This is a genomic window from Myxococcales bacterium, assembly GCA_016703425.1.
Classification (GTDB): domain Bacteria; phylum Myxococcota_A; class Polyangia; order Polyangiales; family Polyangiaceae; genus JADJCA01.
In genome coordinates this window covers 321,401-336,183 of the sequence record JADJCA010000011.1, presented here as the reverse complement: position 1 = coordinate 336,183, position 14,783 = coordinate 321,401, and the positions used below count along the sequence as shown (strand labels likewise).

The following is a 14,783-nucleotide window of genomic DNA, read 5'->3' as shown; positions in this document are numbered from 1 at the left end:
GTCCGGCGCATGGGCTTCAGAGAGCGGCACCGCATCCCGGACTTGGGTGTTGGCGTCGGCGCGAGACCGCGCCACTACCCGGACATCTTTGGCGAGCGCGACGACGCACCCCCGGTGACCCGCTCTCGGAAATCGATTGGTTCGAGGTCATCAGCGAAAACTTCATGCTCGAGGGTGGGCGCCCCCTCAGCAATCTCTCGAAACTTCTCGACCGACGCCCCGTCGTTCTCCACGGGGTCTCGCTCTCCATCGGCTCCTCAAGACCGCTCGACCGCGACTACTTGAAGGAGCTTCGCGTTCTCGCCGAGCGCGTGCGCCCCGCTTGGTTCACCGACCACCTCTGCTGGACCGGCACGGCGTCATCTCAGCTGCATGATCTCTTGCCGCTCCCGTTCACCAAGGAGAACCTCCGCTACATCGCCGACCGCATAAGGTGCGTGCAGGACTTCGTCGGCTTGCCCTTCGGCATCGAGAACGCGTCGAGCTACATGACCTTTGTGAGCGACGGCATGCCGGAAGACGAGTTCGTGGCGGAGCTGGCTCACCGCGCCGACTGCGGCGTCCTCCTCGACTGCAACAACGTCTTCGTGAGCGCGCAGAACCACGGCTTCGACGCAGAGCGATACATCGATACCGTCGCCGGCGATCGGGTCATTCAGATGCACCTCGCGGGGCACACCGACAAGGGCAAGTATCTCCTCGACACGCACTCCGACAAGGTGTCGGATCCTGTTTGGGCGCTCTATCGTCGAGCCCTCGCGCGGACCGGCGCCGTCTCTACGCTCATCGAGTGGGATGAGGACATCCCGCCTTGGGCGACGCTGGCGGCTGAGGCCTCGCTAGCTCGGAAGGTTCGGCGCGAGGTGCTGGGACCTCTGGGACCCACAGCGCCTTCCCGTGAAGTCGCCCACTCGCTCGGCGGTGAGCCGTGAGCATCGTCGACGAGGCCGACGCGTTCCCGAAGGAGCCCACGCCTCCGGAGTCTTTGCTCCGCGCTCAGGCCCTGCTCGCCGAGGCCATCAGGCGGCCGCTCCCGCTCGCCCTGGACGCGGACACTGCCGCCGTTAGCGCCCTCGCGCGTGGCAGCCGCACGCTTTCGCCCATCGAGCAGGTCGACGTCTACCGCGAGCAGTTTTGGCTCCGTCACATCGCTTCACTGAAAGAGGACTTCCCGACGCTCGTCCAGCTCTTGGGGGGACGGCTTCCGCGCGCTCGAGAGCGATACCTGGAGCGCTTTCCGCCCTCCCACCACGACCTGCGCTTCTTGAGCGAGGACATGGAGCGCTTTGTCGCGAGCGAGCTGCCGTATTCCAACGACCCTCTGCTTGCCGAGTGTGCGCGCATCGAGTGGGCTTTCATCGACGCGTACCACGCCGCCGACCCCACGCCGTTCGATGCCACGCCTCTCGCGACGGCCGCGCCCGACGCGGTACTCCTCGCGCGCTTTGAGCTCCAGGCGCCGCTTCGGCTCGTGGTCACACGGTTTGCTACCCATGACTTCCGCGAAGCGGTGCGCGCCGAGGGTCGCGCCCCGGAGGTGCCGCGGCCCGCCGAGCGCGAGGTGCACTTGGCGATCTTTCGCGTCGGCGACGCTCTCCGCTCCTACGAGCTCGAGCCGGCCTCGCACGCTGTGCTCGCCGCCTTGAAGGAGGGGCTCCCGCTGGGACAAGCGTGCGAGCGAGCCCTCGCGATGGGGCTCACGGAAGAAGACGTCTCTCAAAAACTCGCGGCGTGGTTCGCCTGGTGGACGCAATGGGGGCTTCTCGCGAAGGTCGTGCTTCCCGGCGCGCCGCCGTCCTAACCTGCCCGCCGCGCCCTTACTTCTTCGCCGGCTGCGGGCCCCGCGGCCTGAAATTGAACGGGTAGTTCGTTCGCGTCTCGAAGCCCTTGGCGCTTTCGGCGAACTTGATCTTCTTGATGATGTCCACGACACATTGGCCCACCGAAGGCTCGTGGATCTGGCTCTTGCCGTCGTCCACCGCGACGTCCGTCGGCTGTCCCTTCGGATCGATGGTCCACTTGACGACCAAGTCTCCTTCGATGCCCGGATGCGCCTTGAGCGCGTCGTCGTAACACTTCCGGGCGTCGTCGCGCCGCGCCACAATAACGGCCTGGATGTCTTCGCGCCGCCGACCGGGCTCCTGCGAGCCGCCCTTGGGTCCGCTCTCGCCCTTGGTCTCGATCGTCGTTGTCTTCGTGGCCGACTGGAGCTTGGCGCCTTGAAGCTCACCGCCGTCGGGGAGCGTGGAGCTGGCCGGCGTTGTGGACGTCGTCGGCCCGCCGCCCTTGCTCGGGTCCACGCCGCCCGAGGGCGGCGGCGTCGCGCCGGGCGGCGCCGTCGGCTCCACGGACCCGGCCGGGCCGATGGCTGAGCCGCCGCCGCAGGCTGCCGCGAAGCCGACCAAGAGGACGACGAGGCGGCCCACCGAACCAGGGTTGGCGCCGAGACGAGGACGGGACGTAGTGGACCGCGAGGAGGTCGTCATGGTTCGGTGATACCAGATCAGGCACCTCTTGGAGACTCGGGAAATCGCACAGACGAGAGCGGCGCCGGCCGGGACCGTCTCCGGCTACGAGCTTCTCGTGGAGCTTGCCGCCGGCGGCATGGCGACCGTGTACCTGGCGCGCGCGGCGCTACCGGCGTTGCCGCTGGTGGCGCTGAAGCGACCGCACCCGCACCTCGTTCGCGATCCCGTCTACGTGTCGATGCTCGTCGACGAGGCGCGCCTCGCGTCGGCCATCCGTCACCCCAACGTGGTCCGCGTTCGCGAACTCGGCTTCGACGGCGACGTCCCCTTCGTCGTCATGGACTACGTCGAAGGCGCCTCCCTCGTCGAGCTTCGCCGCCAGTTGGCCGACGCGGGCCGCGCCCTCGACGTGCCCGTCGCGATGCGCATCGCGCTCGACGCCCTCCTGGGTCTGCGTGCGGCGCACGAGCTCGCCGACGAAGGCGGAACGCCACTTGGGATCATCCACCGCGACGTGAGCCCGCACAACGTCCTCGTCGGCGCTGACGGGCTGTCTCGGCTCACCGACTTCGGTGTGGCGAAAGCCGACCATCGCGTGCAGGTTACACGGACGCACGAGGTCAAGGGCAAGCTCGCCTACATGGCGCCGGAGCGCGTCGACGCCAGGCGCATTTGCACGGTCCAGAGCGACGTCTTCGCCATGGGCGTCGTGCTCTGGGAGACGCTCGCGGGGCGCCGCCTCTTTCGCGGCGAAGAGCCGGCGCAGGTCCTCGCCGCGGTGCTCCACAACAACATCCCGCGGCTCCGGAGCGTTGGCGCGTCGCACGTGCCGGCGGTCCTCGACGAGGTGATCGCGCGCGCGTTGTCTCGCGACCTCGCGGTTCGCTACCCCTCGGCCGGCGAGTTCATCGCGGCCCTCGAGGCTCTCGACGTGCGGGTGGCGCGACGTGAGGAGGTAACACGGGTCGTCGAGGCCGTGTTCTCCCCGCGCATGCGCGTGCTTCACCAGGCCGTTCGTCGCGTCGTGGGCGACGACGAAGCGGAACGGCTGTTTGTCGCGACTGGCCTCACGCTAAGGCCCTCGCCGGTGCCGTCGGCGCCGCACTCCACGCCGGAGCTCTTTGGCGCGCTTGGCACCGAGCTCGCTTCCGACCGCTACCTCGTCGAAGAGACTCAACCGCCGCGCCGGGCCCTTCCGTTGCGCTGGGCGTTGCTGGCGGTAGCCGGCCTCGTGGTGCTGGCACTCGTCGCCCTCTTCATCACGAGGCCGACGTCCCGCGTCGCCGCGACGCAGCCGCCTTCGTCGCTGTCGGCCATCGCGCTGCCGCCGCCGCAGCCCCGCCGCGTGGTCGTGCAGCTCCCCATCGTGGCCGCGCGCGTCATCGTCGACGACATCGAGCGAACGCTCTCGCCGCCCGGCGACGCCGTCGTCGTTGAGCTCGCGGCTGAGCCAAAGACTCCTTATCGCTTGCGGGCCTTTGCCGCCGACGGCGTGAGCGCCGAAGCAGACCTCGTCCTCGACGGCGGCACCGCCAGCGCCGACCTCGCGACGCTCGTGGTGTTTCGTCCCGCAGACCGAGCGCCGACCGCGAAACCGCCGAGCAAGGGCGCCACGAAGCGCAACGGGTTCACCAAGCTCCAATGAGCCTTCGAGCCTCGCCCCTCGCGCTGGCGGTCCTCGTCGCGTTTGCCGGCGCGGCGGCGTTCGTCGCGTGCGCACCCGAGTTGCCACCTCCCGTGCCTTGTGTCGACATCCCCGCCGGCGGCTGTCCGCGTCGCGACAACGCGTGCGTCGATCCGGCCTGCGCGGCAGTCTACGTTTGCCAGGCCTCCGGCTCGTGGCGGCTCGACCGAACGTGCGCGGCTCGCGACGCCTCCGTCGCCGTCGAGGCGTCCGTGAGCGACGCGAACGTCTCCCCGCGCGACGTCTCTGTCGATGTCGTCGGGCGCGTTCGGTGGCCCCGGCTGCCTCGACCTCGCGTTCCCAGACTGCTCCTTGGGCTTCGCCTCCGGGTGCCCGGGGAGCTGCTGCGCGTGCGAAGACGTCTTCGTCTGCGAGTCGGGCGCTTGGACCCTGTGGGGGCGCTGCGACAACGGCGAGCTCATCGGCGACGCGCGCTAGCGCTCAGCGCCGTCGGCCGGACCAGACCCCGCCCGAGGTCTCACTCTCGCCGCTGCCCCACTCACCGGCGATGCCGTCTTCGGTTCGTTCGAAGTATCCGCGGCCGCCTTCGCCGTTCGTTTGACGCCAAGCGAAGTGGTACCGGCGCCCCACGACGGTGCCTTCGAGGGTTCCCACGAACGGCCCAGCGTAGTCGCCCACGAGCGAGCCCTCGGGGTCCAGACGGAGCCACACGGGACCCCAATTGGTGTCGTAGGTCCCAAGGAATGGGCGCGCGCTTCTCCCTTCGTCCCGAAAGGCCGAGCCCTTCGCAACGGAAACGGAGGGCTCGAACGCGATGGCGCTCGCAAGGAGCGCCGCGAGGAAGCAGGCGTGGCGGTGCGCGCGGGTGACGCGGAGGACCATGCCCATGAAACGTTCGACGTCGAAGAACGCGTTCGACGCAGGCGACTTTTTTCCCTGCGCGAAGACTCAGCTCGCCTGAAGGAACGGCTCCCACTCGCGGTAGCGCGAACCGGTCCCCAAGAGAATCTGCGCGGACATGGTCCACTTCGGACGGAAGGGCCTGCGCGCGAGCCGCATGTTGGCCTCCTCCGGGGTCTTCCAGCCCTTCCGCAGGTTGCACGCCTTGCACGATGTGACGAGGTTCTCCCACGAGTCGACGCCGCCGCGCGAGCGCGGCAGGACGTGATCGATGTTGAGCTCGCGAAGGGTCGGCTTCCTTCCGCAGTATTGGCATTGGTGCGCGTCGCGAACCATCAGGTTGCGGCGCGTGAGCCGCACCTGGAGGCGCGGCGTTCGGTCGTAGCGGTGAAGGTGCACGACGCGCGGGACGCGCACGCTGCCGGCGACCGTCGGCACACCATCGTCGTCGTCCCGCACCGGCAGGAAGCGCCAGAGATCGAAGTCGTAGGTCTCGCCTTCTTCGTCGAGCGCGAGGGCCGCGCCGCCATAGAGGAGGACGAACGCGCGTCGTGCCGTGGTCAGTTGAACGGGTTCAAAGTTCTTGTTCAAAACAAGGACCGGCGCAGTGAGCACGTCCATGAGGCTCAACTCTAGCATCGGGCACCGAGCCACGCCGACGCGCCTATACCCACGGGCAGGTGGGTGCTTGTCGCTTGTGTCGGGACTTGGTGGGGCCACGTTGACGCGACGCCGCATGGCCCCCAGAATGAACGCTCCCTCAGGGTTTCAACTATGTCCGATCCGCCCGCCAAGCCCCCGCAAGACGAGACCGAGGCCGTCGCGCTTCCCGTTCGCTCGGCTCGCCGCGCCGCGCCGCAAGCCTCGCGAGGAGGCTTGGGCCTCGTGCTGGTCCTCGTGGCCGTGGGCGGCGGTGTGGTGACGATGGCGCTGACCGGCATGAAGGACAACGCCATCTACTCGAAGCCCGTCGACGAGCTCTTGGCTCAGCGTGACAAGTACCTCGGCCGTCCCGTTCGTGCGGAGGGCGTGCTCGTGAAGGGCTCGCTCAATCGCCGCGAGTCGCCCTGCGAGTACCTCTTCTCCGTGGAGAAGAGCGGTCAGTCGATGCCTGTCCGCTTTGCTCAATGCGTCGTCCCCGACAACTTCCAAGACACGCCGGGCATGGACGTCGCGCTCACCGTCGAGGGCGCGCTCAAGGCCGACGGCACGTTCGAAGCGACGAACATCCTCACCAAGTGCCCGAGCAAATACGAAGAGAAGGCCAAGGCCGGCGAGAAGAACCCGCACTTGGTTCCCACGCCCGTGGGCGTTCGGTAGCAAGCCCCGGCGCGTGACGTCACGCGACTCGCGTCGTCGCGGATTTCGCTCTACCTTCGGCGGCGCATGACCGCGAAGATCCTCGTGGGCCTTGCGAGCGCGGCCTTCGCGTTGACGCTTGCACCGGCGCTCCGCGCCGAGTCGAACTACCCGGCGTGCACCCGCGCGCCCTCCAAGGCCGACACAGAGGCGGCCCACGGCGCCTACCTCGCCGGACGTCACTCCTTCGACGAGGGCGACTACGCGACCGCCGTGACCTACTTCAAAGACTCTTACCGGCGCGATTGCACGAAACACGAGCTGCTCCCCATCATCGCCCGCGCCTACGAGCTCGCGCAGAACCGCGCCGAAGCCTTGGTGGCGCTCAACGTGTTCGTGGCGCGCGCCTCACCGACGGACCCGAGCGTGGACGCCGTGAAGAAGCGCATCGCGAACCTCTCGCGGGAAGAGCCGAAGGCCGCCTCGTCGCCTCCGCCGCCCGTCGCCGCGCCAGCGGGCCCCCCCGCCGAAGCGCCTTCTGCTTCGCCGCTGGCGCCTACACCGCCGCCGGCGCCGCCAGTGGAGCCCAAGAGCGCTCCGCGCGTGGCCCCGTGGATCGTCGTTGGCGCCGGCGGCGTTGGCGTCGCCGTCGGTGCGGTCGTCTTGGTCACTGCATTGTCCAGTCGTGCTGACGTGGAGTCACGGTGCCCCGAGTCGTCGGGACGGCGCGTGTGCCCGCTCGGTGAAAGCGCCACTTCCGCGTCTGCGGACTTCGATTCGGCGACCACACGCGCGATCGTCGGCGGCGCAGTGGCCGGTGCGTCACTCGTCGCCGTGGGCGCCGGCGTGCTCTGGCTCACGCTCGGAAGCAGACGGTCGGCGGTCGCCCTTTTGCCAACCGCCGCTCCCCGTGGCGCGGGTGCAGTACTGAGCGGCTCGTTCTAGGCGTCTCTTGAGGGCTAGTGGCGCGCGCGTCTCCCACCTCCTCCCATGCACGACCCATGCACGACGCGCTTCGGCGTCTGCTGCAGATGACGGTGCCGTCCCATCGGCGTAGATTCTGTCGGTATGCCCGAAGGCGCAGCGATGGGACGCAGTCACGTGCGCCAAGGCGGCAAGGAGGAGCTGCGCGCTTCCATCCTCAAGCCCTACCTTCTGCGAGCCCGCGCCGAGAAAGGTGAGCGCGTCGCCCGCGCGCTCTTCAGCGGCGCCGGCATCGACGTTTCGCTCATCGACAACGAGACCGGTTGGGTGAGCGCGCAGCAAGCCAAGCGTGCCCTCCGCGCTATCGTCGACGCGCTCGGCCCCAGCGCCCTCCACGATCTCGGTGAATGGATCACCCACCCGGAGGCGCTCGGGGCGCGCGTGCGGATGTTGCGCGTCGCCGAATTTCCCATCGACGCCTATCGCTACCTGGCGTCCAACGCTCGCGAAGAGACCCGCGTCGGCACCTGGGAGCTCGAAGAGATCGCCGACCGCCCCAAGGGGTCGGCCGCCGTGCGCATGACCTATCGCGCGCGCGACGACGGCAACGATGAGCCCATGTCCGTCGACGCTCCCGGCGAGGAGCTCTTGTGTGCCGCTCGGCGGGGCGAGCTCGGTGGCCTTCCGCGCATCTGGGGTCTCGCGCCTGCCCACGTTACGCACGACGCGTGCATAAGTCGCGGAGCCGACTCGTGTCTCTACCAGGTAGAGTGGCGTGAAACGTCGATGCGCGGCGCGATCCCCGGCTTTGCGGCCGGAGCGGGCGTCGTCTGCGGCGGCGCCGCCTTCCTCGCCGGCGGCGTCATCGCCGGCGTGACCAGCGCCATCCTGGCCGGGGGACTCGGCGCCGCTCTCGGGCTTTTCTACGAGCGCTCGCTCCGAGACAAGAGCGAACGGGTGTTCGAGCGAAATCGCATCTCTGCGCTGGAGCGCGGGCTCGAGCTGCGCGGAGATCTCGGCGCGACGCCCGGCGAGCTCACGGGCACCGTCCTCGGAGGCAAGTACCGCATCGGTCGCAAGATCGGCTCCGGCGGCATCGGCGTCGTCTATTCGGCCGAGCACTCCACGCTCGGGCACGAGGTCGCCGTGAAGGTCCTTCGTGGCGCAGCGGCGCGTGACGGCGGCGAGATCGCGCGTCTCCGCCGCGAGGCCTACATCCAGGTTCACGTGGACCATCCCAACATCGCGCGCGTCCTCGATCTCGACCAGATGCCCGATGGCTCCATTTACGTCGTCATGGACCGTCTTCATGGGCGCTCCCTCGCCGACAAGCTCGCCAAGGACGGCATCATCACCCCGGCGTTCGCGATCCCGGTCTTCGCAGACGTCGCCAAGGCTCTCGACGCGGCGCACAAGAAAGGTGTGGTGCACCGCGACCTCAAGCCCGGCAACATCTTCCTTTGCGAAGACAACACCTCCAAGGTGCTCGACTTCGGGATGAGCAAGTTGACCTCGGCGGAGTCGCTGACGCAGGCGGGCTACACGCTCGGAACGCCCGAATACATGGCGCCCGAGCAATGCATTGGCGGGGCCGTCGAGCCGCGGACCGACATCTACGCGCTCGGCGTGCTCATCTACGAAGCGCTGACCGGTGAGCTCCCCATCACGGCGGCCAATCGCCGCGATCTCCTGGACCTTCACCAACGGCAAGTGCCCATCGCGATGCGTCGCCGGCGCCCCGACCTCGACATCCCGGAAGCGCTCGACGACATCGTCATGCAATGCCTGAAGAAGCGCGTCCAGGATCGCCCCAAGAGCGCTGCCGAGCTCGTTACCATGCTGGAAGCGGTGCCGCGCGCAGGGTTGCCGCTCGCGTACCCGCCGGGCGTGGGTCGCAAGCCACCGCCGGCGCCGGCCAAGGCCGAAGCGACAACGCTCTCGGCCCTAGAGTCGGAAGCGTCGCAGAGCTCCGGCTCGCGCTGAGCACCCCCTGGCGCCCTAGGTTCGGAGCAGCCAGAACAGTCCGCCGAGGCTCAGCACCAAAATGATCAGCGCGACGACGAGCAATCCGGCTTCGCCCGGCTGAACCCCCCGCGGCCTCCGTCGCGCTGGCGGCGAAGCGGACGGCCGAGGCCGCTCCGACGGCGGCGCGATCGGCAGCGGTGCGGGCGGTGCTTTCGACGCGCTGCGCTCGCCGAAGGCGTCGGCCACGCTCACGGGCGGGGCAGGGACGTCGGCGTCGGCGAGCGGCTCGTCGTCCGCCTCTTCGATGCTCTTGAGCGCCGACAACGTTGGATCAAAGAGCACGAGGACTGTGTTGGCGAGGAGCAACGACTGCCCCGCCTTCCAGGTGACGTCGCGCGCGTCCGAGAGCGGCACCCCCTCGAGGTCCGCGCCGTTCTTCGAGCCGCGGTCTCGAACAAGGATCGCTCCGCCGCGGCGTACGAGCTGAACGTGCTCACGGGAGGCATCGGCGTCGCCGAGCGCCAGATCGCAGGCGTCACCCCGTCCGATGACGTAGACGCGCCCCTCTTCGGCCAGCGCGAGCTCCGCGCCTTCGTCGGGGCCCGCGTCGACCCGCACGTACGGCACGTGCTCCTCGCCGAGCGACCGCATGGCGCGCGCGACGAGCGCGAGGGCGATGTCTTTGGTGGCCATCGACAAGTCGCGGGTGGCGGGCCGTTCCTCGATGCGGAGCTCGAGCCATACGCGACCGACGCGCACGAGCTCGCCGGACTTGATCGTGGTCGGCGCGCGGGCCGAGAGGCGTTTCTTTCCGACGAAGGTCCCGTTGGAGCTGCCTTCGTCGGACAACGTCACGGCTCCGCTGGTCACTTGCAGCGTGGCGTGGCGATGGCTGACGCTCGCGTCGGGCAAGCGGACGTCGCAGCCGGCGCCGCGACCGATGACCACGCGCGGACCATCAAAAGTAAGAGACGGCGACGTGGACGCGCCGGCCTCGTCGGTCCGAACGATCACTGTGACGGGCATGGAACGCTTAGGGCGCGAGGCTGGCGGGGGGGAGCGGCTTCGCGTCGTGGACTCGCCGCTCGACCCAGGCGATGACGTCTTCCGTGACGTCGCGGCCCAGGTGACGGCTCAACTGCTGGATGCCCGTCGGCGAGGTGACGTTGACCTCGGTGAGTCTTCCACCGATGAAGTCGAGGCCCACGAAGAAGAGCCCGTCGCGCCGTAGGCGCGGCGCGATGTCGCGCACCACCGCGCGCTCCTCTTCGGTCACGTTGGTCTCGAGGGCGGACCCGCCGACGTGGATGTTCGAGCGAATGTCGTCGCTGCGGGGGACGCGGTTGATGCCGCCCAGGACCTCACCGTCGAGCAAGAGGACGCGCTTGTCGCCCTGGCGCACGGCCGGCAGAAACTCCTGCACCATGGCGATGTCGGCGCCTTCGCGCGTCACCGTTTCGATGATGGAGCGCACGTTCGGATCGCCCTCGCGCAACATGAAGACGCCGGCGCCGCCGGCTCCGTGGAGCGGCTTGATCACGGCCTGGCCGCCGACCTTCTTCACGAACGCCGTGATGGCGTCTTCGCGTGCCGTCACCGCTGTGCGCGGCATGTGGCGAATGAAGTGGAGCGCGTAGAGCTTCTCGTTGGCGTCGCGGAGTCCCCGCGGATCGTTGACGATGACGGTCCGGTCACGAGCGCGCTCGAGGAGGAGCGTCGCGTAGAGGTAGCTCGAGTCGAAGGGCGGGTCCTTGCGGATGAAGACCGCGTCAACGGTAGCGAGGTGCACGTCGCTCGGTTCGCCGAGCTTGAAGTGCGGCGCCGTGTCGGAGACCTCGATGGTGCGCACGCGGGCGTGGGGCTCGCCTTCGACGTTCGAGAGGTCGCGGAGCTCCGCGAAGAGGCACGTGTGACCCCGTCGCTGCGCCGCCCGTTGCATGGCGAAGGTCGTGTCCTTGTCGGGCAGGACGCGGTCGAGTGCGTCCATCAGAAAAACGAAGCGCATGGGGCCTGAGACATGCCACGGAGGCCCCAGAGCTTCCAGCGTTTTGGCGAAGGCCCACGCGGCGCCGCTGCGCATCGCTGCGGGCGGCAGGGCCAGCCCGCCGCCGCGTCGCCAAGTGTGGTGGCGCGTCTAGGGTTGGTCGTCGACGAAGCTGACGAACTGCGCGCTGCGTTCCGTGTCGAGGTCGCTCGCGAGCGCGTAGCCGACGCCTTCGCGCTCCGTGACCGCCACCGAGTAGCCGCGGGCACGACCGACGCGAACCTCGGACGTGCCCACCGTTCGCGGCGCCAGCTCGGTGCTGCCGACTTGGATGCGCCTGGGATCGTAGATCAGCACGCTCACGCGCTTGGGACCTTCCGCGCTTCCCACCTCGTATTGGAGCATCGCGGCGCGCTCTTGGTGCATGGGCATCACGCGACCGCCCACGAGCCTCGCGCCGGACCCCTTCTCGAAGGTGCGCGGCTTGACCGGCACGCCCACGTAGCGCTCGAACTCTCGGAGGTCTTTCGGATCGGTGCGCTCCGGCGGCAAGGGTCTCGAGTGCTCCTGCACCAGCTCGTCCAAGATCTCGCGGCTCGCGTCGATGGCGGTCGCGCCGAAGAGCGACGCGCGGGCGGTGAGCGGGCCTTGCGCCGAAGCGCCCCATACGAGCGCCAACGCGGCGGCGGCGGTGAGCGGCACCGCGGAGCGTAGCGTCCACGAGACGGCGGGCGATCGAGCGCTCAGCTCTTCCTTGCGGAGCATCGCTCGCTCTTCACGAGCGTCAATGGCTTCGCCGTCGGCGACGCCGGCGAGCGCCGCCATGAACCGAGCGCGCGCGTCTTCCGGCAGCGCCTCGCTTCTCACGTCGCGCCGAACCGAGCCTCGAACGGCCTTCTGAAACAGGACCCGCTCGCGGCACGTTTCACACTGCGACAGGTGAGCTTCGATGGTGAGGATCGTCGCTGGATCGAGCTGGCCATCGTTGTAAGCCTCGAGCAGGTGCTGGTGCTCACAAGGCTGACTCATACGGCCCTCTTCGCGCGGTAGGCGGCGAGGTCGACCGGCTTCTCTTCCGTCTTGGCGGCTGCTGGCTCCTCCTTGACGATCCCCATGGCGACCGCGTGGCCGAGCAGGGACCGCTGCAGGAGCTTCCTGCCGCGGTGCAATCGACTCATCACCGTACCAATGGGACACCCCATGATCTGCGAGATCTCCTCGTACGAGAATTCTTCCACGTCACAGAGGATCACAGCGAGGCGAAACTCAGTCGGCAGCTCGTCGAGGGCCCGGCGTACCTCGCCTTCGATGACCGGTTGAAGCGCGACCTGCTCCGGATCGCGGAGCTGGCGCATCGTCGATACGCTCACCCACCCGTCGGCCAAGGGATCGGCGTCGGGGCCGTCGAGGACGCTTCGCTCGAGACCCCCGCGGCGATACGTGTTGATGAAGGTGTTCGTGAGGATGCGATAGAGCCACGCCTTGAGGTTCGTTCCTTGGCTGAACTGCTCGCGCCCACGCATGGCCTTCACCAGCGCGTCCTGCACCAAGTCCTGCGCCTCTGCCGGGTTCTTCGTGAGGCGGCAAGCGACGGCGTACATGCCGTCGGAGTGCGCGAGGACCTCGGTCATGAAGCTGTCAGTCGCGGCCTGGGTGGTTCTCACGCTGCTTCTCAAGATAGGCATAGGAGAGCTTTCGGATCGCCTTCGTTCCCGGGACGAACCGGCCCCGCGGCCTGTCTATTCCGCGAGTTTCGTCGGGTGGCCGGTGCGCCACGAACGAGGAAGGTAATCATCGCCGCGGTTCGCGCCACAAAGCGACAAATGCATTGCAATATTATTGCTTTGCAGAAGCGACGAGCGCTTTGCGGACGATGTCGGTGGGTGTCCTACTTTTCGCGAAGCTGCCGCTCGAGCTCGGCCACTCGCGCCCGGAGGTCGCGAACCTCGCTCTCGAGCTCGTGCCACGGCTTGAGGCTCGGCAGGATGGCGCGGATGCGGTCGTCCATCCGGTGCTGCCAGTCTTCGAGCGTCACTTTGGCCTGCTCGACGAGGCGCGGCTTCGATTCACGCGCCTCCTCCACGACCTCGGGCTCCTTCTCTTTGCCCGCGAGCGGCGGCCCTGGAATGAGACGGCCGATGGGGCCTTCGCGAAGATCGGAGAGCACCTTCTCGGTGCGCGCCTGAATCATGCCCTTCAGCGTCTGAAGGGGCACGTTGCGCCCCTTCGCCTTCTGCTCTTCGAAGATGATCTGCGCCAGCGTGACTTCTGTCAGATCTTGTTTGGTCTTGTTGTCGACGATGCGAACTTCGTCGCCGGCCCGCACAAGCTCACCGATCTGCAACAGCGTGACGTATCGGCTCTCCTTGGTGTCGTAGAGCTTTCGATTCGAGTAGCGTTTGATGATCCGGTGACTCGAGGGGTCGCTGGCTTTGGCGTCGTCCCCCGCTGCGCGGGGTTCTTCGGCCCCCGTCGGGCCCGGCGCTGTCTTTTCCGTGCTCACGCTTCTCGAGGGTAATGGATGCGCGCCGCGCCGCGTGAACAAACTGAATCAGCCGCCGCAGGAGGCGCGCACCCAGTCGAGGCCCAGCGCGTCCACGCGGGCTACGCCGAGGCGCGCGACGTCGTTCGTGACGTGACGCTGCACGTGGCTGCCAGCGAGCTCGTGGCCGTCCTTGGTCCCAACGGCGCCGGCAAGTCGACGCTACTCAAGCTCCTCGCCGGCGCGATGACGCCCACGTCGGGCGCCGTGCGGCTCTTTGGCACGGCCCTCGGGGACTTGGAGCGTCGGGCCGTGGCCCAGCGGCTCGCCGTCGTGCACCAAACCGAGGAGATCGCGTTCTCCTTCTCGGTGCGGGAGATTGTCCGCATGGGGCGTGCGCCACACCAGGGGGCGTGGATGCGCCCCTCCGACGAAGACGAAGCCATCGTCGAGGATGTCCTCGCGCGCTGCGACCTTCGTGACCTCGCCCATCGCCCGGCCTCGGCGCTGAGCGGCGGGGAACACAAGCGGGTGTCCATCGCGCGAGCACTGGCGCAGAAGCCTGAGGTCCTGCTGTTGGACGAGCCGGCGGCGTTCCTCGACGTGGGGCACGCGCTCGGCCTCTACGACCTCTTGGCCGAGGTCACCGCCAAAGACCGCATCGCTTGCCTCGTTGTCATGCACGACCTCAACCTGGCCGCTCAATACGCGTCGCGCGTGGTGCTCATGAAGAAGGGCGCCGTCGTGGCGTCTGGCTCCATCGACGAAGTCATGACCTACGCCTCGCTGCGCGAGACCTACGACACGGACTTGTACGCCGGCCTCAACGAGCTCACGGGAACGCGCTTTTTCCTGCCGATGCGCGCCTCGATCCGCAAGCCGACCTAGAGCAAGCGTTAGAGCGACCGGCGCACCTTTCGCCCTCGCGGCGCCATGATCAGTCGATCAGCCTGGCGCCGCGATCACGGTCTTCGTGTGGCGCCGTGCGCAGTCCCACCGAATCGCGAGAATCGCGAGCGTTTCCTTGAAGCGCGGGACCGGCGCGCAGTCTCACCCATCAGATCGGTGTCGTGCTTGTCCCGCTGGACCGGCGCTTGCTCCGAAACATTGGAGGTC

At 68.3% G+C, this 14,783-nt stretch carries 15 protein-coding genes and 1 pseudogene; 8 read left to right on the top strand and 8 right to left on the bottom strand.

From position 1 onward, the window contains the following. The first annotated feature begins 9 nt into the window (after positions 1–9). Both IPG50_22235 and IPG50_22230 read left to right on the top strand, forming a co-directional pair. Positions 10–932: pseudogene (locus IPG50_22235) on the top strand (DUF692 domain-containing protein). Next, positions 929–1,801 (top strand): putative DNA-binding domain-containing protein, encoded by an 873-nt coding sequence (locus tag IPG50_22230; protein ID MBK6694902.1) that lies wholly within the window; start codon positions 929–931, stop codon positions 1,799–1,801. The pseudogene IPG50_22235 and the gene IPG50_22230 overlap by 4 nt, the downstream one beginning before the upstream one ends. A gap of 16 nt (positions 1,802–1,817) precedes the next feature. Here IPG50_22230 and IPG50_22225 read toward each other — a convergent pair whose 3' ends face one another. Then, positions 1,818–2,486 (bottom strand): AgmX/PglI C-terminal domain-containing protein, encoded by a 669-nt coding sequence (locus tag IPG50_22225; protein MBK6694901.1) that lies wholly within the window; start codon positions 2,484–2,486, stop codon positions 1,818–1,820. A gap of 28 nt (positions 2,487–2,514) precedes the next feature. Between IPG50_22225 and IPG50_22220 the strand changes: the two genes are divergently transcribed. Further along, positions 2,515–4,113 (top strand): protein kinase, encoded by a 1,599-nt coding sequence (locus IPG50_22220; protein MBK6694900.1) that lies wholly within the window; start codon positions 2,515–2,517, stop codon positions 4,111–4,113. 291 nt (positions 4,114–4,404) lie between these two features. Next, a complete protein-coding gene (locus IPG50_22215) occupies positions 4,405–4,590 on the top strand; it encodes a hypothetical protein (GenBank protein ID MBK6694899.1) in 186 nt (61 codons plus the stop codon). Positions 4,591–4,593: 3 nt separating this feature from the next. Here the strand turns inward: IPG50_22215 and IPG50_22210 are convergent, their stop codons facing one another. Then, positions 4,594–4,995, bottom strand: a complete 402-nt coding sequence (locus IPG50_22210; protein ID MBK6694898.1) for a hypothetical protein — start codon at positions 4,993–4,995, stop codon at positions 4,594–4,596. A 66-nt stretch (positions 4,996–5,061) separates the two neighbouring features. After that, complete coding sequence (locus tag IPG50_22205) at positions 5,062–5,634, bottom strand: HNH endonuclease (GenBank protein MBK6694897.1); 573 nt, start codon at positions 5,632–5,634, stop codon at positions 5,062–5,064. Between the two features lie 153 nt (positions 5,635–5,787). Between IPG50_22205 and IPG50_22200 the strand changes: the two genes are divergently transcribed. From IPG50_22200 to IPG50_22190, 3 genes are all read left to right on the top strand, one after another. Then, on the top strand, positions 5,788–6,333 hold the full coding sequence (locus IPG50_22200; protein ID MBK6694896.1) for a cytochrome c maturation protein CcmE: 546 nt from the start codon (positions 5,788–5,790) through the stop codon (positions 6,331–6,333). 66 nt (positions 6,334–6,399) lie between these two features. After that, positions 6,400–7,257, top strand: a complete 858-nt coding sequence (locus IPG50_22195; protein ID MBK6694895.1) for a hypothetical protein — start codon at positions 6,400–6,402, stop codon at positions 7,255–7,257. Positions 7,258–7,380: 123 nt separating this feature from the next. Next, positions 7,381–9,219 (top strand): serine/threonine protein kinase, encoded by a 1,839-nt coding sequence (locus tag IPG50_22190; GenBank protein ID MBK6694894.1) that lies wholly within the window; start codon positions 7,381–7,383, stop codon positions 9,217–9,219. A gap of 15 nt (positions 9,220–9,234) precedes the next feature. Here the strand turns inward: IPG50_22190 and IPG50_22185 are convergent, their stop codons facing one another. The 5 genes from IPG50_22185 to IPG50_22165 form a co-directional block, all read right to left on the bottom strand. After that, a complete protein-coding gene (locus tag IPG50_22185; GenBank protein MBK6694893.1) occupies positions 9,235–10,227 on the bottom strand; it encodes an FHA domain-containing protein in 993 nt (330 codons plus the stop codon). A gap of 7 nt (positions 10,228–10,234) precedes the next feature. Next, positions 10,235–11,206 carry a glutathione synthase gene (gene gshB, locus IPG50_22180; GenBank protein MBK6694892.1) on the bottom strand — a complete coding sequence of 324 codons (972 nt, stop codon included), beginning with the start codon at positions 11,204–11,206 and terminating at the stop codon, positions 10,235–10,237. Positions 11,207–11,335: 129 nt separating this feature from the next. Continuing rightward, a complete protein-coding gene (locus tag IPG50_22175; GenBank protein MBK6694891.1) occupies positions 11,336–12,214 on the bottom strand; it encodes a zf-HC2 domain-containing protein in 879 nt (292 codons plus the stop codon). Next, positions 12,211–12,870 carry a sigma-70 family RNA polymerase sigma factor gene (locus tag IPG50_22170; protein MBK6694890.1) on the bottom strand — a complete coding sequence of 220 codons (660 nt, stop codon included), beginning with the start codon at positions 12,868–12,870 and terminating at the stop codon, positions 12,211–12,213. The genes IPG50_22175 and IPG50_22170 overlap by 4 nt, the downstream gene beginning before the upstream one ends. 203 nt (positions 12,871–13,073) lie before the next feature. Next, positions 13,074–13,688, bottom strand: a complete 615-nt coding sequence (locus IPG50_22165) for a polyhydroxyalkanoate synthesis regulator DNA-binding domain-containing protein (protein ID MBK6694889.1) — start codon at positions 13,686–13,688, stop codon at positions 13,074–13,076. An 18-nt stretch (positions 13,689–13,706) separates the two neighbouring features. Between IPG50_22165 and IPG50_22160 the strand changes: the two genes are divergently transcribed. Continuing rightward, positions 13,707–14,555, top strand: coding sequence for an ABC transporter ATP-binding protein (locus IPG50_22160; protein MBK6694888.1), 849 nt, complete (start codon positions 13,707–13,709; stop codon positions 14,553–14,555). The last annotated feature ends 228 nt before the right edge of the window (positions 14,556–14,783 follow it).